Raw genomic sequence first — 21,880 nt, forward strand, 5'->3', positions numbered from 1 at the left:
CGGGCCGGGGGTTCGTAGGCTCGACGCATGGCGGATGCGTACGCGGGGCGGCGGGAGCGGGTGAGGGAGCACTGCAGCGCGGCCGGCGCCGACGCGGCGCTGATCACCCGGGCGGCGAACGTGCGGTACCTGACGGGCTGCGCGCCCTGCGGGGCGACCCTGCTGCTGACCCGGGACCGGGTGCTGCTGACGCTCCCGGACGACCTGCCGCCGGACGACTCGGGGGAGCACCTGATCGCCGCGGACGTCACCCAGGTGCCGGTGGCGGCCGGGGCGGACACCGCCCTGGCGGCCGCCGCCACCGCGGACCGGCTGGGGGTGCGCGACCTGGCCGTCGAGGAGCACGACCTGACCGTCACCCGGCACCGGGCGGTCGCGGGCCTGCTGGAGGGCGGCCGGCTGGCGGACCTCGGCCAGGTGGTGGAGCGGCTGCGGGTGGTCAAGGACGAGCACGAGATCGCGGACCTGCGGATCGCCGCCGAGATCGCCGACCAGGCGCTGGGCGAGCTGCTGGAGTCGATCCTGGTCGGCCGGACCGAGCGGCACCTGGCGATGGAGCTGGAGCGGCGGATGATCGACCACGGAGCCGACCGGGCGGCCTTCCCGGTGTCGGTCGGCACCGGCAGCCACTCCGGCCAGCCCGCCCACCAGCCCACCGACCGCCGGGTGGAGGAGGGCGACTTCCTCACCGTGGTGATGGGCGCCCAGTACCGGGGCTACGGCGTCTCGACCGCCCGGACCTTCGTGATCGGAGCGGCTCCCGCGCCCTGGCAGGTCGAGCTGCACCGGCTGGTCTTCCGCGCCCAGCGGGCAGGTCGGGAGGCGCTCGGCCCGGGGGTTGAGCAGTGCGTGCCCGACCGGGTGGCCCGGCAGGTCCTGGAGGCGGCCGGGCACGCCGAGGCCTCTCCGCACCCGGTCGGCCACGGCATCGGGCTGGAGATCCGGGAGGCGCCGCGCCTCGGTCCGTCGGACATGGGTAAACTGGACAGCCGCGTGCCGGTCACCGTCGGTCCAGGGGTCCACCTCCCGGGCAAGGGCGGGGTCCGGATCGAGGACACGCTCGTGGTGCGCCCCCTCGAGGAGGGCGGGCCCGAGCTGCTCACCATCACCACCAAGGAGCTCCTCGCCCTGTGACGGCGGCCCCCGGGTCGGCGGCAGGACGCGAACCCTTGGTTCCTTGACAGCTATATCCAGGAGTAAGTGCGCCCGTGGCTTCCACGAACGATCTCAAGAACGGCATGGTCCTCAAGCTGGAGGGCGGCAAGCTCTGGTCCGTCGTCGAGTTCCAGCACGTCAAGCCCGGCAAGGGCCCGGCCTTCGTGCGTACGAAGCTCAAGGAGGTCCTGACGGGCAAGGTCGTCGACAAGACCTTCAACGCCGGCACCAAGGTCGAGACCGCCAACGTCGACAAGCGCGGCATGCAGTTCTCGTACAAGGACGGCGAGAACTTCGTGTTCATGGACATGGACACCTACGACCAGCTCGTCATCGAGCCGGCCGTCGTCGGTGACGCCGCGAACTACCTGCTGGAGGGCTTCGAGGCCCTCGTCGCCACCAACGAGGGTGCGGTGCTCTACATCGAGCTCCCGACCTCCGTCGAGCTCGTGATCTCCCACACCGAGCCGGGCGTGCAGGGCGACCGCTCCACCGGTGGCACCAAGCCGGCCACCCTGGAGACCGGTGCCGAGATCCAGGTCCCGCTCTTCGTCGTCACCGGCGAGAAGGTCAAGGTCGACACCCGCGACGGCAGCTACCTCGGCCGGGTGAAGTAAGTCCGTGTCGGCCGCACGTAGCAAGGCCCGTACCCGGGCCTTCCAGATCCTCTTCGAGGCCGACCACCGCGGGGTCGACCCGCAGCAGGTCCTTGCCGACTGGGTGGCGCGCGCCCGCGACCCCAAGCCCGACGAGGGCACCCCGCAGGTGGGCGAGTACACCATGGAGCTGATCGAGGGGTACGTCCAGCACGCGCGTCGCATCGACGACCTGATCGAGCAGTACGCGGTGGGCTGGACCCTCGACCGGATGCCGATCGTGGACCGCAATGTCCTGCGGCTCGGCGCGTACGAGCTGATCTGGGAGGACGGCGTCCCGGACGCGGTCGTCCTGGACGAGTCCGTCGAGATCGCCAAGGAGTTCTCCACGGACGACTCCCCGGCGTTCGTCAACGGCATGCTGGCCCGCTTCCTGGAGCTGAAGCCGAGCATCCGCCGCTGATCGGTGCTGTTCGCAGACGGCCGCAGGCCCCCGGAACTCCGGGGCCTGCGGCCGTTCCGCGTTTCACCCGGTGGGCGTAGGGTGGGTGCTACTCGTCAGTAACTTCGCCGACGGCGCCGTCGGCGACCCGAAGGGCAGGCCACACCCATGAGCACCGCGACCCGCAGCGAGTTCGACCGGGGCATCGCCCTCACCAGACACCCCGAGGAGGCCGGCCGCTACGACGCCGAGCTCGGCGCCGGCTGGCAGATCGGCGGCGGGGTCAACGGCGGGCTGCTGCTCGCGGTGGCCGGACACGCGCTGTCGCTGGAGCACGGGCAGCACCCCGACCCGGTGTCGATCAGCGGTTACTACCTGTCCGCCTCCACCCCCGGCCCGGCCACCGTCCGCACCGAGGTGCTGCGCACCGGTCGCGGGCTGTCCACCGGCACCGCCTCGCTCAGCCAGGACGGCGTCGAACGCCTGCGCGTGGTGGCCAGCCACGGCGACCTCGCCGCCGCCGACGGCGAGGTGCGCACCACCGCGACCCCGCCGCAGCTGCCGCCGCCGGACCAGTGCATCGGCGTCGAGCACGCCCCCAGGCAGCTGATCGAGCAGGCCGCCCTGCTGGAGCGCTTCGACCTGCGGCTCGACCCGGCCACCGTCGGCTGGGCGCTCGGCCAGCCCTCCGGCAACGGCCGGATCCAGGGCTGGTTCCGGCTCGCCGACGGCCGCGACCCCGACCCGCTGCTGCTCCTGCTGGTCGCCGACGCGCTCCCGCCGGTCACCTTCGACCTCGGCCTGCCGGGCTGGGCCCCGACCGTCGAGCTGACCGTCCACCTGAGGGCCAGGCCCGCCCCGGGCTGGCTGCGGGTCGTCCACTCCACCCGCAACGTGGCCGGCGGCTACTTCGAGGAGGACGCCGAGGTCTGGGACGAGGCCGGACGCCTGGTCGCCCAGTCCCGGCAGCTGGCCCGGGTGCCGCGCTGAGGCCGCGACGACCCCTATTACCGGTGGTTACATTTCCGTGACACGCCGTACGTGTGTGGCGCGCGGAACTGGGGAGTAACACGGTCAGCGGCGAGCCCCGCCGCTGACCGTCACCGTACCGTTCGACGGCCCCCAGCAGATGTCAGGAGCCACCGATGACCAGCCGCAAGGGCCGCGCCCGCCGCAACTCCGACTGCACCGCCGGCGGCCTGCGCCCCGCACTGCGGGCGCCGCACCGGCCGCGGCGGGTCGAGGGGGCCGAGCAGGCGTTCGTCCTCGGTGTGCTCACCAATGCCGCGGACTTCGCGCGGGCCCGGGCCTGGGGCGTGTGCGACGCCCCCGACTACGAGCGCTACCTGGCCGACACCGCGGAGCTGCTGGCCGACGCGCTGGAGCGGTTCGAGACCGTCCGGGCCCGGATGTTCCACCCGCAGGACTTCGAGGAGTTCTGCCTGCTGCACGGCCTGGACCCGGCCGAGTCCGCCGCCCGCGACCGCTACCTGGTCAACCCGCCGTTGCAGACCCAGCTGCTGCCCTATCAGGGCGAGGAACTGGCCGGGGACTTCGTGCCGCGACTGGTCCGGGCCCGGGAGAACGGGCTGACGCTCTGCCACGCCGACCTGCTGCTCGACGGCGGGCTGTACGGGGGCGCGGGGGAGACCGACGAGGAGCACGCGCGCTGGGTGCGGGCCGCCTACCAGCGCGGTGGCGAGGTGTTCCGCCGGATGCTGGTGGGCGCGGGCGCCGGGGTGTACGAGCTGCGCCTGCGGGTGGACGCGCCGGGCGGGCGGCTGGCCGCGGCGGCCCGGGTCCTGCAGTGGGAGGACGGCGTGGCGCGGATCAACGACGAGGACCTGGAGCTGGTCTGCGCGGTGCTGTGCGCCGGGCTGGCGTTGGAGCTGCCGGGCGTCGCGGTGCTGCACGGCTCGCAGGGGCCGGCGGCCTCCGGCGGAGCCGCTGATGGATGCTTCCTGCCCGCCGCCTGGGCGTGGTCGAGCAGCGGCCCGGACTGGGCGCCGGCCGCCCGCCCGGTGCGGCTGGACGGCGTGGCGGCGCAGCCGGGCTACAGCCTGGGCACGGTCTGCTGAGCCGGTGACCGCCCGGCACGCCGCGGCGCGGCCCCCGGAAACCGGGGGCCGCGCCGTGACGTTTCTGCAAGCCGTTGCAGGCCGAGGCCCGCTTTCCGGCGGAGCCGGTGCGCGAGCGTCAGCTCGCGTCCTCCTCGCGCACCGCGCGGCGCGCGTCGGGGTTGAGCACGCCCCAGGAGATCAGCTGCTCGGTGAGGATCGACGGCGACTGGTCGTAGATCACGGCCAGCGTGCGCAGGTCGTCCTGGCGGATCGAGAGGACCTTGCCGTTGTAGTCGCCGCGCTGGCTCTGGATGGTCGCCGCGTAGCGCTGTAGCGGACCGGCCTTCTCGGACGGCACCTGGGTCAGTCTCTCCAGGTCGAGGACCAGGCGCGGCGGCGGCTCGGCCGCGCCGCCGGGGGTGCCTCCGGGCAGCAGTTCCTGCACCGGCACGCCGTAGAACTCGGCGAGCTCGGCCAGCCGCTGCACGGTGACCGCACGGTCGCCGCGCTCGTACGAGCCGACGACGACTGCCTTCCAGCGCCCCTGGGACTTCTCCTCGACACCGTGCAGGGAGAGCCCCTGCTGAGTGCGGATCGCTCGGAGCTTGCCTCCGAGCTGCTTCGCGTAGTCGCTGGACATTGATCTCCCCGGACGAGATTGCTTCGCGTTCAGTGGTGGGTCACGGGCGTTGCCGGCGTCGTTACCGGTGGGTTCGACGCCTGTCTCGTAACTCACTGTGAGGTTACGTAGAGTAAGGTAGTTGCGTCAAGCCGAATGGGGCAGTCGTGCGAATGGCCCGCATCATCGGCGCATCCGGTGCGTGAACCCGGAGAAGCGGAATGATGGAGGTCCGTTTGCCGTGCGGCGCGCTGATAGGATGACCCGAAGCCCACGCCCGGTCGGCGGGGGCACAATCCCAGACATCCTTTAAGGCCCGTCCAGTGAGGCGGGGAAGGAGGTCCGCTTCGGCATGACCACACATCAGGAACCCACGCCGCGACCGCCGCACCAGGTGCTGGACGGCACGGACATCGCCCGGGTCGTCACCCGGATAGCGCACGAGATCGTCGAGCGCGCCAAGGGCGCGGAGGACGTCGTGCTGCTCGGCATCCACACCAGGGGCGTCCACCTCGCCCGCCGCCTGCACGGCCGGCTGGCCCAGATCACCGGGCGCGAGATCCCGCTGGGCACCCTGGACATCACCATGTACCGGGACGACCTGCGGTTGAAGCCCGCCCGCGCCCTGGAGCACACCGAGATCCCGCCCGGCGGCATCGACGGCAAGCTGGTCATCCTCGTCGACGACGTGCTGTTCTCCGGCCGCACCATCCGCGCCGCGCTGGACGCGCTGAACGACATCGGCCGCCCGCGCGCCGTGCAGCTCGCCGTCCTGGTCGACCGCGGCCACCGCGAGCTGCCGATCCGGGCCGACTACGTGGGCAAGAACCTCCCCACCTCGCTGCGCGAGGCCGTGCAGGTCCGCCTGGCCGACACCGACGGCGTGGACGCCGTGCTGGTCGGCGACCGCGACCACGCCGCCCGCAGCTCGCAGGCCATGGCCTCCCAGCCCACCGAACCGCACCTCCCGGAGTAGCCGCGTGAAGCGCCACCTCGTCTCCGCCGCCGATCTCAGCCGCGACGACGCGCTGCTGATCCTGGACACCGCCGAGGAGCTCGCCCAGCTCTCCGGCCGGGCCGTCAAGAAGCTGCCCACGCTGCGCGGCCGCACCGTCGTCAACCTCTTCTTCGAGGACTCCACCCGCACCAAGACCTCCTTCGAGGCCGCGGAGAAGCGACTGTCCGCGGACGTCATCAACTTCTCCGCCAAGGGCTCCTCGGTCTCCAAGGGCGAGAGCCTCAAGGACACCGCGCTCACCCTCCAGGCGATGGGGGCCGACGCGGTCGTCATCCGCCACCACGCCTCGGGCGCGCCGGCCCGGCTGGCCCAGTCCGACTGGCTGCACGGCAGCGTGATCAACGCCGGTGACGGCACCCACGAGCACCCCACCCAGGCCCTGCTCGACGCCTTCACCATGCGCCGCCACCTCAACGCCGGCCTCGGCAACGACCTGGCCGGGCGCCGGGTCACCATCGTCGGCGACATCCTGCACAGCCGGGTCGCCCGCTCCAACGTGCACCTGCTGACCACCCTCGGTGCCCAGGTGACCTTTGTCGCCCCGCCGACCCTGCTGCCGATCGGCATCGAGAACTGGCCCTGCGAGGTCAGCTACGACCTCGACAGCGTGCTGCCCAAGACCGACGCGTTGATGATGCTGCGGGTGCAGCGCGAGCGGATGAACGCCGCGTTCTTCCCGACCGAGCGCGAGTACAGCCGCCGCTACGGCATGAACGGCCTCCGGATGGCCCAGCTGCCCGGGCACGCCATCGTGATGCACCCCGGCCCGATGGTCCGCGGCATGGAGATCACCGCCGAGGTCGCCGACTCGCCGCGCTGCACCGTGGTCGAGCAGGTCGCCAACGGCGTCTCCGTCCGGATGGCCGTCCTGTACCTGCTGCTCGGCGGGGCCACCCTCGCAGACACCGCCGCCGCCCCCCGCACCGACTCCGTGGAGACCGCCCAGTGACCAGCTACCTGATCCGCAACGCCAAGATCCTGGGCGGCGCCCCGCAGGACCTCCACCTCGCCGACGGCGTCATCCAGGAGATCGGCACCGGCCTCGCGGTCGAGGCGGACATCGAGATCGACGCCACCGGCATGATCGTCCTGCCCGGCCTGGTCGACCTGCACACCCACCTGCGCGAGCCCGGCCGCGAGGACGCCGAGACGGTGCTCACCGGCACCCAGGCCGCCGCGATGGGCGGCTTCACCGCCGTGCACGCGATGGCCAACACCACCCCGGTGGCCGACACCGCGGGCGTGGTCGAGCAGGTCTGGCGGCTCGGCCAGGAGGCCGGCTACTGCGACGTGCAGCCGGTCGGCGCCGTCACCGTCGGCCTGGGGGGCAAGAAGCTCGCCGAGCTCGGCGCGATGCACGAGTCCGCGGCCGGCGTCCGGGTCTTCTCCGACGACGGCAAGTGCGTGGACGACGCGGTGCTGATGCGCCGCGCCCTGGAGTACGTCAAGGCCTTCGACGGCGTCGTCGCCCAGCACGCCCAGGAGCCGCGGCTGACCGAGGGCGCCCAGATGAACGAGGGCCAGGTCTCCGGCGAGCTCGGGCTCGGCGGCTGGCCGGCCGTCGCCGAGGAGTCGATCATCGCCCGCGACGTGTTGCTCGCCGCGCACGTCGGCTCCCGGCTGCACGTCTGCCACCTCTCCACGGCCGGCTCGGTCGAGATCGTCCGCTGGGCCAAGTCCAAGGGCTGGGACGTCACCGCCGAGGTGACCCCGCACCACCTGCTGCTCACCGACGAGCTGGTCCGCTCCTACGACCCGGTGTACAAGGTGAACCCGCCGCTGCGCACCGCCGAGGACGTCCAGGCGCTGCGCAAGGCGCTGGCCGACGGCACCATCGACGCCGTCGCCACCGACCACGCGCCGCACCCGGCCGAGGACAAGGACTGCGAGTGGGCCGTGGCCGCGATGGGCATGGTCGGCCTGGAGACCGCGCTGTCGGTCGTCCAGCAGACCATGGTCGACACCGGCCTGCTGAACTGGGAGGGCGTCGCCGACCGGATGTCGCACCGCCCGGCCCGGATCGGCCGTCTCACCGGGCACGGCCGGCCGATCTCGGTGGGTGAGCCCGCCAACCTGGTGCTCTTCGATCCCGCGTACCGTGGGGCCGTGAACCCCGAGAGCTTCGCCACCCGCAGCCGCAACACCCCCTACAAGGGCATGGACCTGCCCGGACGGGTGCACGCCACCTTCCTGCGCGGCCGCGCCACCGTGCTGGCCGGCGAGCTGGCCGAGCAGGGCGGCCTGGCGTGACCGGCTACGCGTCGCTGGCCAGGGAGCAGGCGAGGGTCACCGACTGGCCGGACTACATCGGCTGGGCGGTCGGACTGATGCTCGTCATCGGCCTGATCTACTGGCTGATGCGCCAGGGCTGGAACTGGCGCCGGACCCTGCAGTCCGGGATCCCGCCGCTGCCCGCCGTGCCGGCCCGCGCCGGACGCACCATCCTGGAGACCAGCGGCCGGTACCACGGCAGCACCACCGCCGGGAACTGGCTCGACCGGGTCGTCGCGCACGGCCTGGGCACCCGCAGCCGGGCCGACCTCACCCTCGGCACGGACGGCCTGCTGGTGCAGCGCCCCGGCGACGTCGACTTCTGGATCCCGGCCGAGCACCTCACCGGTGCCCGGACGGACTCCGGGATCGCCGGGAAGGTCGTCCCCTCCGGATTGCTGGTCGTCACCTGGGCCCACGAGGGCACCGAGCTGGACTCCGGCTTCCGGGCCGACCACCCCGACGAGCACGCCGCCTGGGTCGAGGCGATCAACGAGCTCGCAACACGTACCACGAAGACGAAGAAGACGGAAGAGGCCGCGCAATGACCGCACCTGCCCCCACCACGCAGCGCCAACGGCGGGAGCGCGCGTCCTTGGATCGACCTGCGGCCGTGCTCGTCCTGGAGGACGGCCGGACCTTCCGCGGCCAGGCCTACGGCGCGACCGGCGAGACCTTCGGCGAGGCGGTCTTCAACACCGGCATGTCCGGTTACCAGGAGACCCTCACCGACCCGTCGTACCACCGCCAGGTGGTCGTGATGACCGCGCCGCAGATCGGCAACACCGGCTGGAACGACGAGGACGACGAGTCCAAGCAGATCTGGGTCGCCGGCTACGTCGTGCGCGACCCCGCCCGGGTGGCCTCCAACTGGCGCTCCCGCCGCTCGCTGGACGAGGAGCTGACCCGCCAGGGCGTCGTCGGCATCAGCGGCATCGACACCCGCGCGCTGACCCGCCACCTGCGCGAGCGCGGCGCGATGCGCTGCGGGATCTTCTCCGGCGAGGCGCTGGCCGACCCGGCCGCCCTGCTCGCCCGGGTGCAGGAGTCGCCCGAGATGAAGGGCGCCGACCTGTGCGCCGAGGTCGCCACCACCGAGCCGTACATCGTGCCCGCCGTCGGTGAGAAGAAGTTCACCGTCGCCGCGCTGGACCTCGGCATCAAGGCGATGACCCCGCAGCGGATGGCCGAGCGCGGCATCGAGGTGCACGTGCTGCCCGCCAACTCCACCCTGGAGGACGTCTACGCCGTCAACCCGGACGGCGTCTTCTTCTCCAACGGCCCGGGCGACCCGGCCACCGCCGACCACCAGGTCGCCGTCGCGCAGGGCGTGCTGGAGCGGGCGACCCCGTTCTTCGGGATCTGCTTCGGCAACCAGATCCTCGGCCGCGCCCTCGGTTTCGGCACCTACAAGCTCAAGTACGGCCACCGCGGCATCAACCAGCCGGTGCAGGACCGCACCACCGGCAAGGTCGAGGTGACCGCCCACAACCACGGCTTCGCCGTGAACGCGCCGCTGGACAAGGTGAGCGACACCCCCTACGGGCGGGTCGAGGTCTCCCACGTCTGCCTCAACGACGACGTGGTCGAGGGCCTCCAGGCACTCGACGTCCCCGCCTTCAGCGTGCAGTACCACCCCGAAGCGGCCGCCGGCCCGCACGACGCCGCCTACCTGTTCGACCGCTTCGTGAAGCTCATGGAGGGCCAGCGTGCCTAAGCGCACTGACATCAAGTCCGTCCTGGTGATCGGCTCCGGCCCGATCGTCATCGGCCAGGCCGCCGAGTTCGACTACTCGGGCACCCAGGCCTGCCGCGTCCTCAAGGCCGAGGGCCTGCGGGTCGTGCTGGTCAACTCCAACCCGGCCACGATCATGACCGACCCGGAGATCGCCGACGCCACCTACGTCGAGCCGATCACCCCGGACTTCGTCGAGAAGATCATCGCCAAGGAGCGCCCCGACGCGCTGCTGCCGACCCTGGGCGGCCAGACCGCGCTCAACACCGCGATCTCGCTGCACAGCGCCGGCACGCTGGAGAAGTACGGCGTCGAGCTGATCGGCGCCGACGTCGTGGCGATCAACAAGGGCGAGGACCGCGAGCTGTTCAAGGGCGTCGTCGAGGCCGTGAAGGCCAAGATCGGCCACGGCGAGTCCGCCCGCTCGGTCATCTGCCACACCATGGACGAGGTGCTGGCCGGCGTCGACACGCTCGGCGGCTACCCGGTCGTGGTGCGCCCCTCCTTCACCATGGGCGGCGCCGGCTCCGGCTTCGCCCACCACGAGGAGGACCTGCGCCGGATCGCCGGCCAGGGCCTGGCCCTCTCGCCGACCACCGAGGTGCTCCTGGAGGAGTCCATCCTCGGCTGGAAGGAGTACGAGCTGGAGCTGATGCGCGACAAGAACGACAACGTCGTGGTCGTCTGCTCCATCGAGAACTTCGACCCGATGGGCGTGCACACCGGTGACTCGATCACCGTCGCCCCGGCGATGACCCTCACCGACCGCGAGTACCAGATCCTGCGCGACATCGGCATCGCCGTGATCCGCGAGGTCGGCGTCGACACCGGCGGCTGCAACATCCAGTTCGCCGTCAACCCCGACGACGGCCGGGTCATCGTCATCGAGATGAACCCGCGCGTCTCCCGCTCCTCGGCGCTCGCCTCCAAGGCCACCGGCTTCCCGATCGCCAAGATCGCCGCCAAGCTGGCCGTCGGCTACACCCTGGACGAGATCCCCAACGACATCACCGAGCAGACCCCGGCCTCCTTCGAGCCGACCCTCGACTACGTCGTGGTGAAGGTCCCGCGGTTCGCGTTCGAGAAGTTCCCGAGCGCCGACGCCACGCTGACCACCACCATGAAGTCGGTCGGCGAGGCGATGGCCATGGGCCGCAACTTCCCCGAGGCGCTGCAGAAGGCGCTGCGCTCGCTGGAGAAGAAGGGCTCCCAGTTCACCTGGACGAGCCCGCTCGGCGACAAGACCGAGCTGCTGGTCAAGGCCACCGTGCCGACCGACGGCCGGATCAACACCGTGATGGACGCCATCCGGGCCGGCGCCACCCCGGAGGAGGTCTTCGAGTACACGAAGATCGACCCGTGGTTCGTCGACCAGCTCTTCCTGCTGGACGAGATCGCCGGCGAGCTGGCCGAGGCCGAGGAGCTCACCCCCGAGCTGCTGCGCCACGCCAAGCGGCACGGCTTCTCCGACCAGCAGATCGGCGAGATCCGCGGCCTGCGCCCGGACGTCGTCCGCGAGGTGCGCCACGCGCTCGGCATCCGCCCGGTGTTCAAGACCGTCGACACCTGCGCCGCCGAGTTCGCCGCCAAGACCCCGTACTTCTACTCGTCCTACGACGAGGAGAGCGAGGTCGCCCCGCGCACCAAGCCGGCCGTGATCATCCTCGGCTCGGGCCCCAACCGCATCGGCCAGGGCATCGAGTTCGACTACTCCTGCGTGCACGCCTCCTTCGCGCTGGCCGAGGCCGGGTACGAGACCGTCATGGTCAACTGCAACCCGGAGACCGTCTCCACCGACTACGACACCTCCGACCGGCTCTACTTCGAGCCGCTCACCCTGGAGGACGTGCTGGAGATCGTCCACGCCGAGCAGCAGGCCGGTCCGCTGGCCGGCGTGATCGTCCAGCTCGGCGGCCAGACCCCGCTCGGCCTGGCCCAGGCGCTCAAGGACAACGGCGTGCCGATCGTCGGCACCCAGCCCGAGGCGATCGACCTCGCCGAGGAGCGCGGCGCCTTCGGCCGCGTGCTGCGCGACGCCGGACTGCCCGCCCCCAAGCACGGCACCGCCTTCTCCTTCGCGGAGGCCAAGGCGATCGCCGACGAGATCGGCTACCCCGTCCTGGCCCGCCCGTCCTACGTGCTCGGCGGCCGCGGCATGGAGATCGTCTACGACGAGGCCTCGCTCGCCTCCTACCTGGAGCGGCACGCCGGTCTGATCTCCGAGCACCCGGTGCTGATCGACCGCTTCCTGGACGACGCGGTGGAGATCGACGTCGACGCGCTCTACGACGGCACCGAGCTCTACCTCGGCGGCGTCATGGAGCACATCGAGGAGGCCGGCATCCACTCCGGCGACTCCGCCTGCGCGCTGCCCCCGATCACCCTCGGCGGCTACGACATCAAGCGCCTGCGCACCTCCACCGAGGCCATCGCGCGCGGTGTCGGCGTCCGCGGCCTGATCAACATCCAGTTCGCGCTGGCCGGGGACATCCTCTACGTGCTGGAGGCCAACCCGCGCGCCTCCCGCACCGTCCCCTTCACCTCCAAGGCGACCGCGGTGCCGCTGGCCAAGGCCGCCGCCCGGGTCTCGCTCGGCGCCACCATCGCCGAGCTGCGCGCCGAGGGCCTGCTCCCCGCCGAGGGCGACGGCGGCACCCTGCCGGCCGACGCGCCGATCGCGGTCAAGGAGGCCGTGATGCCGTGGAGCCGCTTCCGCGACATCCACGGCCGCGGCGTGGACACCGTGCTCGGCCCGGAGATGCGCTCGACCGGTGAGGTCATGGGCATCGACAAGGTCTTCGGCACCGCCTACGCCAAGGCCCAGGCCGGCGCCTACGGCGCGCTGCCGACCAAGGGCAAGGTCTTCGTCTCGGTCGCCAACCGGGACAAGCGCAACCTGGTCTTCCCGGCCCGGGCGCTGGTCGGCCTCGGCTTCGAGGTGCTCGCCACCGCCGGCACCGCCGAGGTGCTCCAGCGCGGCGGCATCCCGTCCACGCTGGTGCGCAAGCACAGCGAGGGCGAGGGCCCGAACGGTGAGAAGACCATCGTCCAGCTGATCCACGACGGCGAGGTCGACCTGATCATCAACACGCCGTACGGCACCGGCGGGCGCCTGGACGGCTACGAGATCCGCACCGCGGCGGTCTCCCGCGGGGTGCCCTGCCTGACCACCGTCCAGGCGATGGGCGCGGCCGTCCAGGGCATGGACGCGCTGCTGCGCGACGAGGTCGGAGTGATGTCGCTCCAGGAGCACGCCGAGCTGATCAACGCCGACCGCAAGTAGCACCACCGCAGTGGGGGGGCACCGGAGCCGGATTGGTGCCCCCCACTCGTATGCCCTGATCCCGCTGCTGCCTTCGGAGTTGATCCCGCTTTGTACAAGTTCCTGTTCGACCTCGTCTTCAAGAGGATGGACCCCGAGAAGGCCCACCACCTGGCCTTCTTCTGGATCCGCCTCGCCTCCTCGGTGCCCGGCCTGCGCACCCTGGTGCGGCTGGTGCTCGCTCCGCGCGACCGGGCGCTGCGCACCCGGGCCCTCGGCCTCGACCTGCCCGGCCCGTTCGGGCTCGCGGCCGGCTTCGACAAGAACGGCGTCGGCATCGACGGCCTGGCCATGCTCGGCTTCGACTACGTCGAGATCGGTACCATCACCGGGGAGGCCCAGCCCGGCAACCCGGCGCCCCGGCTGTTCCGCCTGGTCGAGGACCGCGCGCTGATCAACCGGATGGGCTTCAACAACCAGGGCTCGGCCCGGGTCGCCGCCCGGCTGGCGGCCCGCCCGCACACCAGCTCCACCCCGGTGATCGGCGTCAACATCGGCAAGACCAAGGTGGTCGAGGAGGCCGACGCCGTCGCCGACTACGTCAAGTCGACCGAGCGGCTGGCCAAGTACGCCGACTACCTGGTGGTCAATGTCAGCTCCCCGAACACCCCCGGGCTGCGCAACCTCCAGGCCGTCGACCACCTGCGCCCGCTGCTCGCCGCCGTGCGCGAGGCCGCCGACCGCGCCACCGCGCACCACGTGCCGCTGCTGGTCAAGATCGCCCCGGACCTGGCCGACGAGGACGTCGACGCCGTCGCCGACCTCGCCCTGGAGCTGGGCCTGGACGGCATCATCGCCACCAACACCACGATCGGCCGCGGCGGCCTGCTCGCCGACCCGCAGCGGGTCGAGGAGATCGGCATGGGCGGCCTGTCCGGCGCCCCGCTCAAGGCCCGCGCCCTGGAGGTCCTCCAGCGGCTGCGCGCCCGCACCGGCGGCCGGCTGACCCTGGTCTCGGTCGGCGGCGTGGAGACCGCCGAGGACGCCTGGCAGCGGATCATCCACGGCGCCGACCTGGTGCAGGGCTACAGCGCCTTCATCTACGAGGGTCCGTTCTGGTGCCGCCGGATCCACAAGGGCCTCTCCGCCCGGATCCGGGCCGCGGGCTTCCGCGACCTCGCCGCGGCCGTCGGCAGCGCCGTCCGCGGCGCCTGAACCCCCTGACCGGTCTCGCAGCAGGCCGTACCACCCCTGGAAAGGACGACATGACCCTCGCCCCGTTCGGCGCCCGGCTGCGCCAGGCCCTCGACACCCGCGGCCAGCTCTGCGTCGGAATCGACCCGCACGCCTCCCTGCTCTCCGCCTGGGGGCTCGGCGACGACCTCGCGGGGCTGGAGACGTTCAGCCGCACCGTGGTGGAGGCCCTGGCCGACCGGGTCGCGGTGCTCAAGCCGCAGGCCGCCTTCTTCGAGCGCTTCGGCAGCAAGGGCGTCGCGGTGCTGGAGAAGGCCGTCGAGGAGGCCCGGGCGGCCGGCGCACTGGTGCTGATGGACGCCAAGCGCGGCGACATCGGCTCCACCATGGCCGCCTACGCGGAGGCCTTCCTGTCGCCGAGCAGCCCGCTGTTCTCGGACGCCGTCACGGTCAGCCCGTACCTGGGCTTCGGGTCGCTGCGCCCGGCCCTCGACCTGGCCCGCGAGCAGGGCTGCGGGGTCTTCGCGCTGGCGCTCACCTCCAACCCGGAGGGCGCCGAGGTGCAGCGCGCCGTCGGGGCGGACGGCGAGCCGGTCGCGGCCTCCGTGCTGCGCCAGCTGGCGGCGGAGAACGCGGGTGCCGCGCCGCTGGGCTCCTTCGGCGCGGTGGTCGGCGCGACGCTGGCCGACGCGGGCGTGGACCTGGCCATCAACGGCCCGCTGCTGGCCCCCGGGATCGGTGCCCAGGGCGCGACCATGGCGGACCTGCCGCGGGTGTTCGGCGCCTCGGTGATCAACGTGGTGCCGAGCGTCAGCCGGGACGTGCTCAAGCACGGGCCGTCGGTTCCCGCGCTGCGGGCGGCGGCGGAGCGCTTCGTCGGCGAGTTCGCGGACGCCGTCAAGTAGGCACCGGCGGGTGCCGTCAAGTGGCCGGAGCGGTCCGGCCGGTAGGGCCGCGGTAGCCGATCGGTGACCGTGCGCAGTGTCCGCAGGACGGCGGGGCGGCACCGGAGTTGACGTGAGCGCCGTCACATCGAGCCCGCCAAAGTCTCGCAATCGCGGTCATTTTGCCCTGGAAAGTCCTGGTCGGCCTTGGCTGACCAGGACTTTTCGTGTTCTTTTCCTGACGCGGCGCCGCAATCCGGGTAGTGTCCGGCGATAGGTCATCGGCGAGCCGCGAACCCGTAGCTCCCGCAGGTCAGGGCCCTGTGGTTCCCCATTGGGCTCCCCTTGCGGACGGTGTCCTAGGTACCGAACCAGTCATAGCTCAATCCCTTCCTTCCACACCCTGAGGTGAACGGCGTGGCTCTTCCGCCCCTTACCCCTGAACAGCGCACCGCCGCGCTCGCCAAGGCCGCCGAGGCTCGCCGGGAGCGCGCCGAGGTCAAGAACCGGCTCAAGCACTCCGGCGCCTCCCTGCACGAGGTGATCAAGGCCGGCAAGAATGACAACGACGTCATCGGCAAGATGAAGGTCTCGGCCCTGCTGGAGTCCCTTCCGGGCGTCGGCAAGGTTCGTGCCAAGCAGATCATGGAGCGCCTCGGCATCAGCGAGAGCCGCCGTGTCCGCGGTCTCGGAACGAACCAGATCGCCTCCCTGGAGCGGGAGTTCGGCGGTGGCGCCGCCTGACCGTGCCCCCGTGGTCCCAGGATCGTCCGCGATCCGGGATAATCGGTGCATGAGTGAGCGTCCGCGGCTGACCGTGCTCTCCGGCCCCTCGGGGGTCGGCAAGAGCACGGTCGTCGCTCATATGAGGAAGATGTACCCCGAGGTCTGGCTCTCGGTGTCGGCCACCACCCGTCACCCGAGGCCCGGCGAGAAGAACGGGGTCCAGTACCACTTCGTCGACCACGACGAGTTCGACAAGCTGATCGCCAACGGCGAGCTGCTGGAATGGGCCGAGTTCGCGGGGAACCGCTACGGCACCCCGCGCGCGGCGGTGCTGGAGAAGCTGGAGCGCGGTGAGCCCGTCCTGCTGGAGATCGACCTCCAGGGCGCCCGCCAGGTGCGCGAGTCGATGCCCGACGCCCAGCTGGTCTTCCTGGCTCCGCCGAGCTGGGACGAGCTGGTCCGCCGGCTGACCGGCCGGGGCACCGAGCCGCAGGACGTGATCGAGCGGCGGCTGGAGGCGGCCAAGATCGAGCTCGCGGCCGAGACCGAGTTCGACGCAACCCTTGTCAACACCTCCGTCGAGCAGGTAGCGGCCGAACTGCTAGCCTTGCTCGGTGTAGCCTGACCTGTCAGTCTTTTCCACCCTTTCGGAAGGTTTTCGCGTGTCCTCTTCCATGACCGCGCCCGAGGGCATCATCAACCCGCCGATCGACGAGCTGCTTGAGGCCACCGACTCGAAGTACAGCCTCGTGATCTACGCCGCCAAGCGCGCGCGCCAGATCAACGCTTACTACTCCCAGCTCGGCGAGGGCCTGCTGGAGTACGTCGGCCCGCTGGTCGACACCCACGTGCACGAGAAGCCGCTGTCGATCGCGCTGCGCGAGATCAACGCCGGCATGCTGACCGCCGAGGCGGTCGAGGGCGCCGCCTGAGGCAGCCCCGCAACTTCCCCGGAGGGCCGGGCGGAATTCTTCCGCCCGGCCCTCCGGCGTTTTCCGCAGGGCGCTCGGGCGGGCTCTGTCGCGCGGGTGGTGGGGCACGGTGCGAGTGATCGTCGAGGGGTCGTAGGGTGGGCGGGTTCCCGATCTGTCGGGTGCCCGATGCGGAGAAAGGCCGGTAGATGAGCGCGAGTGCGGACGCCCCCCGCGTGGTCCTCGGTGTCAGCGGCGGGATCGCCGCCTACAAGGCGTGCGAGCTGCTGCGCCGGTTCACCGAGTCCGGCCACCAGGTCACCGTGGTGCCCACCGCGGCGGCGCTGCACTTCGTCGGCGAGGCCACCTGGGCCGCGCTGTCCGGCCGCCCGGCCGCCACCGAGACCTGGGAGCGCGTGCACGAGGTGCCGCACGTGCGGATCGGCCAGCAGGCCGACCTGGTGGTGGTCGCCCCCGCCACCGCCGACCTGATCGCCAAGGCCGCCCACGGGCTCGCCGACGACCTGCTCACCAACACCCTGCTCACCGCCCGCTGCCCGGTCGTGGTGGCGCCCGCGATGCACACCGAGATGTGGGAGCACCCCGCCACCCGGGAGAACGTCGCCACCCTGCGCCGCCGCGGCGTGATCGTGCTGGAGCCGGCCGTCGGGCGGCTGACCGGCAAGGACACCGGCAAGGGGCGGCTGCCCGAGCCCGGCGCGATCTTCGAGGCCTGCCGGGCCGTGCTGCGCCGCGGCGGGGCGGTGCCGACCGACCTGGCCGGCCGGCACCTGGTGGTCTCGGCCGGCGGCACCCGGGAGCCGCTGGACCCGGTGCGCTACCTCGGCAACCGCTCCTCCGGCAAGCAGGGCTACGCGCTCGCCGTGACCGCCGCGGCCCGCGGGGCGCGGGTGACCCTCGTCTCGGCCAACGCCGAGCTGCCCGACCCGGCCGGGGTGGACGTGGTGCACGTCTCGACCGCGCTGGAGCTGCGCGAGGCGGCGCTGGCGGCGGCCGCGGACGCGGACGCCGTGGTGATGGCCGCGGCGGTGGCGGACTTCCGGCCCGCCGAGTACGCCACCGGCAAGATCAAGAAGGTCGAGGGGGTCGAGCCGGCGCCGGTCGCGCTGGTCCGCAATCCCGACGTGCTGGCCGAGCTGTCGGCGCACCGCCCCCGTTCGGGCCAACTGGTGGTGGGTTTCGCGGCGGAGACCGACGACGTGCTCGCCAACGGCCGCGCCAAGCTCGCCCGGAAGGGGTGCGACCTGCTGGTGGTCAACGAGGTGGGCGACGGCAAGGCCTTCGGGCAGGACGTCAACGAGGCCGTGGTACTGGGCGCGGACGGCACCGAGACCCCCGTACCGGTGGGTCCCAAGGAGGTGCTCGCGGACGTGGTCTGGGATCTGGTGGCAAAGCGGCTGGAATCGGGTCGGAACTGATCGATTCCCGCTCGATTCCCGATGGATTCCCGCTCGAGAACGTTCTTGATTTCCGGAAGCGGGTGACGTTCGGCGGAAGCAGCCGGTTAGACTCCAGGAATCAAGTCTTTCCGGATGTCCCCGGTTCGCCGGGGGCCTTCAGTCAGCAGCCGCTGCAACCCCAGGGAGCGCTGTGTCTCGCCGCCTGTTCACCTCGGAGTCCGTGACCGAGGGACACCCCGACAAGATCGCTGACCAGATCAGCGACACCATCCTTGACGCTCTCCTGCGGGAGGACCCGACCTCCCGGGTCGCCGTGGAGACGCTCATCACGACCGGCCAGGTGCACGTGGCCGGCGAGGTGACCACCAAGGCGTACGCCCCGATCGCCCAGCTCGTCCGGGACAAGATCCTGGAGATCGGCTACGACAGCTCCAAGAAGGGCTTCGACGGCGCCTCCTGCGGCGTGTCGGTGTCCATCGGTGCCCAGTCGCCCGACATCGCGCAGGGTGTCGACACCGCGTACGAGGCCCGGGTCGAGGGCGACGAGGACGACCTGGACAAGCAGGGTGCCGGCGACCAGGGCCTGATGTTCGGCTACGCGTCCGACGAGACGCCCGAGCTGATGCCGCTGCCGATCACCCTGGCGCACCGCCTCTCCCGCCGCCTCACCGAGGTGCGCAAGAACGGGACCATCCCGTACCTGCGCCCCGACGGCAAGACCCAGGTCACCATCGAGTACGACGGCGACAAGGCCGTCCGCCTCGACACCGTGGTCGTCTCCACCCAGCACGCCAGTGACATCGACCTGGAGTCGCTGCTCACCCCGGACATCCGCGAGTTCGTCGTGGAGCCGGAGCTCAAGGCGCTGGCCGACCAGGGCATCAAGCTGACCACCGAGGGCTACCGCCTGCTGGTCAACCCGACCGGCCGCTTCGAGATCGGCGGCCCGATGGGCGACGCCGGCCTCACCGGTCGCAAGATCATCATCGACACCTACGGCGGCATGGCCCGCCACGGTGGCGGCGCCTTCTCGGGCAAGGACCCGTCCAAGGTGGACCGCTCGGCCGCGTACGCGATGCGCTGGGTGGCGAAGAACATCGTCGCCGCCGGCCTCGCCCGCCGCGCCGAGGTGCAGGTCGCGTACGCGATCGGCAAGGCCGAGCCGGTCGGCCTGTTCGTGGAGACCTTCGGCACCGAGACCGTCCCGGTCCTCAGCATCCAGAAGGCCGTCTCCGAGGTCTTCGACCTGCGCCCGGCCGCGATCATCCGCGACCTGGACCTGCTGCGCCCGATCTACTCCCAGACCGCCGCGTACGGCCACTTCGGCCGTGAGCTGCCGGACTTCACCTGGGAGCGCACCGACCGCGTGGAGCAGCTCAAGGCTGCCGTCCAGGACTGACGTCCCGGCTCTGCCGAGCGGCGCCCACCCCCGTTGCGGGGTGGGCGCCGCTCCGCTTTGTGCGTCCTGTCGGTGTGACCTGGTAGTACTTGGGAGCGATGAGCAGCACAGGGGAGAACGGGGGCGCCGAGCCGGAGCAGCTGGCGTTCATCCGGGAGACGGTCAAGCGGGCCAAGCCCCGGTCGTGGCGCGGGGCCAAACGGGCCGAGCACCTGCCGGTGGCCCGGGTCGTGGTGGACAAGGGCGTGCTCACCATCGACAAGCTCTTCGACTACGAGGTGCCCGCCGCGATGGCGGAGGAGGCCCAGCCGGGCGTCCGGGTGCGGGTGCGTTTCGGAGCGCGGGTGGTCAAGGGCCAGCGCGAGGGGGGGGAACTGCACGACGGGTTCATCGTCGCCCGGCTGGAGAAGAGCGATTTCGCCGGCCCGCTCGCCCCGCTCGCCCAGGTGCTCTCGCCCGAACCCGTGCTCAGCCCGCAGCTGCTGCGGCTCTGCCGCACCGTCGCCGACCGGTACGCCGGGACGCTGGCCGACGTACTCCAGCTCGCCGTGCCGCCCCGGCACGCCAAGGCCGAGGCCGAGCCCTCCCCGGCGCCGCTGCCGCGCCCCCAGGCCCCGGCGCCCGGAGGCTGGCAGCGCTACCCGGCCGGGCCGGACTTCCTCACCGCGCTGGCCGACGGCGGCTCGCCGCGGGCGGTGTGGGCGGCCCTCCCGGGGCCCGGCTGGCCGTACGAGATCGCCCGGGCGGTCGCGGCGACGCTGGCCGGCGGGCGCGGCGCCCTGGTCGTGCTGCCGGACCGCCGCTCGGTCGCCCGGGTCGACCGGGCGCTGACCGAGCTGCTCGGCCCCGGGATGCACATGGCGCTGGAGGCCGACCTCGGCCCGCGCGAGCGCTACCGGCGCTGGCTGGCGGTCAGCCGCGGCTCGGTGCACGCCGCGATCGGGACCAGGGCCACCATGTTCGCGCCCGTCCGCGACCTCGGCCTCGTCGTGGTCTGGTCCGACGGGGACGGCAGCCACAGCGACCCGCGCGCCCCCCACCCGCACGTGCGCGAGGTGGCGCTGCTGCGCGCCGCCGAGGAGGGCGCGGCCGTGCTGCTCGGCGGCCACACGGTGACCGTGGAGGGCGCCCAGCTGGTCGCCACCGGCTGGGCCCGGCCGCTGGTCGCCGACCGGGAGACGGTACGGCAGGTCGCGCCCCGGGTGCGGACCGTCACCGACCAGGACCAGCACCGGGACGCCGCCGCCCAGGCCGCCCGGCTGCCCTCGGTCGGCTGGGAGGCCGCCCGGGAGTCGCTGGCGGCCGGGCACCCGGTGCTCATCCAGGTGCCCCGGCGCGGCTACGTGCCCCGGCTCGCCTGCGGCCGCTGCCGCACGCCCGCCCGCTGCCGGCGCTGCGAGGGGCCCTTGGAGGCGCCCTCGGCCGACGCCCCGCTCAGCTGCGGCTGGTGCGGGGAGGCGGAGAACGACTGGCACTGCCCCGAGTGCGGCTCCTTCCGGCTGCGGGCCCAGGTGGTCGGCGCCCGGCGCACCGCGGAGGAACTGGGCAAGGCGTTCCCGCGGATCCCGGTCCGGACCTCGGGGCGGGACGCGGTGCTGGACACCGTGCCGGACGAGCCCTCGCTGGTGATCTCCACCCCGGGCGCGGAGCCGGTGGTCGAGGGCGGCTCCGGGTACGGGGCGGTGCTGCTGCTGGACGGCTGGGCCCTGCTCGGCCGGCCCGACCTGCGGGCGGGGGAGGAGACCCTGCGGCTCTGGCTGGCCGCCGCCGCCCTGGCCCGGCCCGCCGGGGAGGGCGGGACGGTCGTCGTGGTCGCCGAGCCCTCGGCCCGGCCGGTGCAGGCCCTGGTCCGCTGGGACCCGCTGGGGCACGCCGGGCTGGAACGGGACGAACGGGCGCAGCTGCACTTCCCGCCGGTGTCGCGGATGGCCGCGGTCAGCGGGAGCCCGGCGGCCGTCGCGGACCTGCTGAACCTGATCCGGCTGCCGGAGGGCGCGGACGTGCTCGGGCCGGTGCCGGTGCCCGCGCTGCGCGGGGAGGAGCAGGAGCGGGCGCTGCTGCGGGTGTCGCCCGGGCAGGGGGCCGCGCTGGCGGCGGCCCTCAAGGCGGCGCAGATCGCGCGGATCGCGCTGCGGACGCCGGAGCCGGTGCGGGTGCGGGTGGATCCGACGGACATCGGGTAGCGGC

General features: G+C 72.4%; 20 protein-coding genes. 19 read left to right on the forward strand and 1 reads right to left on the reverse strand.

Features of this window, described 5'->3' with window-relative positions; all coding sequences use genetic code 11:
• The first annotated feature begins 27 nt into the window (after positions 1-27).
• The 5 genes from ACFV8H_RS19890 to ACFV8H_RS19910 all read left to right on the forward strand — a co-directional run bounded on the left by ACFV8H_RS19890 (position 28) and on the right by ACFV8H_RS19910 (position 4,271).
• Positions 28-1,134: an aminopeptidase P family protein gene (locus tag ACFV8H_RS19890; RefSeq protein WP_375889951.1), complete on the forward strand. Its 1,107-nt coding sequence runs from the start codon at positions 28-30 to the stop codon at positions 1,132-1,134.
• Positions 1,135-1,208: 74 nt separating this feature from the next.
• On the forward strand, positions 1,209-1,772 hold the full coding sequence (gene efp, locus ACFV8H_RS19895; RefSeq protein ID WP_380401462.1) for an elongation factor P: 564 nt from the start codon (positions 1,209-1,211) through the stop codon (positions 1,770-1,772).
• A gap of 4 nt (positions 1,773-1,776) precedes the next feature.
• On the forward strand, positions 1,777-2,214 hold the full coding sequence (gene nusB, locus ACFV8H_RS19900; protein ID WP_380401465.1) for a transcription antitermination factor NusB: 438 nt from the start codon (positions 1,777-1,779) through the stop codon (positions 2,212-2,214).
• Positions 2,215-2,361: 147 nt separating this feature from the next.
• Positions 2,362-3,183: a thioesterase family protein gene (locus ACFV8H_RS19905; RefSeq protein ID WP_380401468.1), complete on the forward strand. Its 822-nt coding sequence runs from the start codon at positions 2,362-2,364 to the stop codon at positions 3,181-3,183.
• Positions 3,184-3,338: 155 nt separating this feature from the next.
• Positions 3,339-4,271, forward strand: coding sequence for a hypothetical protein (locus ACFV8H_RS19910; protein ID WP_380401471.1), 933 nt, complete (start codon positions 3,339-3,341; stop codon positions 4,269-4,271).
• 118 nt (positions 4,272-4,389) lie between these two features.
• Here ACFV8H_RS19910 and ACFV8H_RS19915 read toward each other — a convergent pair whose 3' ends face one another.
• A complete protein-coding gene (locus ACFV8H_RS19915; protein WP_030056198.1) occupies positions 4,390-4,893 on the reverse strand; it encodes a transcriptional regulator in 504 nt (167 codons plus the stop codon).
• A gap of 331 nt (positions 4,894-5,224) precedes the next feature.
• Between ACFV8H_RS19915 and pyrR the strand changes: the two genes are divergently transcribed.
• From pyrR to ACFV8H_RS19985, 14 genes are all read left to right on the forward strand, one after another.
• Positions 5,225-5,848: a bifunctional pyr operon transcriptional regulator/uracil phosphoribosyltransferase PyrR gene (gene pyrR / locus ACFV8H_RS19920; RefSeq protein ID WP_380401474.1), complete on the forward strand. Its 624-nt coding sequence runs from the start codon at positions 5,225-5,227 to the stop codon at positions 5,846-5,848.
• Between the two features lie 4 nt (positions 5,849-5,852).
• Positions 5,853-6,839 carry an aspartate carbamoyltransferase catalytic subunit gene (locus tag ACFV8H_RS19925; protein WP_375889941.1) on the forward strand — a complete coding sequence of 329 codons (987 nt, stop codon included), beginning with the start codon at positions 5,853-5,855 and terminating at the stop codon, positions 6,837-6,839.
• Entirely contained in the window at positions 6,836-8,140 is a 1,305-nt protein-coding gene (locus ACFV8H_RS19930) for a dihydroorotase (protein ID WP_380401477.1), read from the forward strand. Before ACFV8H_RS19925 ends, ACFV8H_RS19930 begins: the two co-directional genes overlap by 4 nt.
• Positions 8,137-8,709, forward strand: a complete 573-nt coding sequence (locus ACFV8H_RS19935) for a hypothetical protein (protein WP_375889937.1) — start codon at positions 8,137-8,139, stop codon at positions 8,707-8,709. The genes ACFV8H_RS19930 and ACFV8H_RS19935 overlap by 4 nt, the downstream gene beginning before the upstream one ends.
• Positions 8,706-9,878, forward strand: coding sequence for a glutamine-hydrolyzing carbamoyl-phosphate synthase small subunit (gene carA / locus ACFV8H_RS19940; protein WP_380401480.1), 1,173 nt, complete (start codon positions 8,706-8,708; stop codon positions 9,876-9,878). Before ACFV8H_RS19935 ends, carA begins: the two co-directional genes overlap by 4 nt.
• Positions 9,871-13,179: a carbamoyl-phosphate synthase large subunit gene (gene carB / locus ACFV8H_RS19945; RefSeq protein WP_380401483.1), complete on the forward strand. Its 3,309-nt coding sequence runs from the start codon at positions 9,871-9,873 to the stop codon at positions 13,177-13,179. Before carA ends, carB begins: the two co-directional genes overlap by 8 nt.
• A 90-nt stretch (positions 13,180-13,269) precedes the next feature.
• Positions 13,270-14,373, forward strand: coding sequence for a quinone-dependent dihydroorotate dehydrogenase (locus ACFV8H_RS19950; RefSeq protein WP_375889931.1), 1,104 nt, complete (start codon positions 13,270-13,272; stop codon positions 14,371-14,373).
• Positions 14,374-14,423: 50 nt separating this feature from the next.
• A complete protein-coding gene (gene pyrF / locus ACFV8H_RS19955) occupies positions 14,424-15,257 on the forward strand; it encodes an orotidine-5'-phosphate decarboxylase (protein ID WP_380401486.1) in 834 nt (277 codons plus the stop codon).
• 396 nt (positions 15,258-15,653) lie between these two features.
• The gene (gene mihF, locus ACFV8H_RS19960) at positions 15,654-15,980 is read left to right on the forward strand and encodes an integration host factor, actinobacterial type (protein WP_030290269.1); all 327 of its coding nucleotides are present in this window, start codon (positions 15,654-15,656) and stop codon (positions 15,978-15,980) included.
• A gap of 49 nt (positions 15,981-16,029) precedes the next feature.
• The gene (gene gmk, locus ACFV8H_RS19965; protein WP_380401489.1) at positions 16,030-16,587 is read left to right on the forward strand and encodes a guanylate kinase; all 558 of its coding nucleotides are present in this window, start codon (positions 16,030-16,032) and stop codon (positions 16,585-16,587) included.
• A 37-nt stretch (positions 16,588-16,624) separates the two neighbouring features.
• The gene (rpoZ, locus tag ACFV8H_RS19970) at positions 16,625-16,894 is read left to right on the forward strand and encodes a DNA-directed RNA polymerase subunit omega (protein WP_188297240.1); all 270 of its coding nucleotides are present in this window, start codon (positions 16,625-16,627) and stop codon (positions 16,892-16,894) included.
• A 188-nt stretch (positions 16,895-17,082) separates the two neighbouring features.
• Positions 17,083-18,312 (forward strand): bifunctional phosphopantothenoylcysteine decarboxylase/phosphopantothenate--cysteine ligase CoaBC, encoded by a 1,230-nt coding sequence (coaBC, locus tag ACFV8H_RS19975; RefSeq protein ID WP_380401492.1) that lies wholly within the window; start codon positions 17,083-17,085, stop codon positions 18,310-18,312.
• Between the two features lie 172 nt (positions 18,313-18,484).
• The gene (metK, locus tag ACFV8H_RS19980) at positions 18,485-19,693 is read left to right on the forward strand and encodes a methionine adenosyltransferase (RefSeq protein WP_375889924.1); all 1,209 of its coding nucleotides are present in this window, start codon (positions 18,485-18,487) and stop codon (positions 19,691-19,693) included.
• Between the two features lie 98 nt (positions 19,694-19,791).
• A complete protein-coding gene (locus tag ACFV8H_RS19985) occupies positions 19,792-21,876 on the forward strand; it encodes a primosomal protein N' (RefSeq protein WP_380401496.1) in 2,085 nt (694 codons plus the stop codon).
• Positions 21,877-21,880 lie beyond the last annotated feature (4 nt).

It is taken from the genome of Kitasatospora sp. NPDC059827 (assembly GCF_042731675.1).
Classification (GTDB): Bacteria; Actinomycetota; Actinomycetes; order Streptomycetales; family Streptomycetaceae; genus Kitasatospora.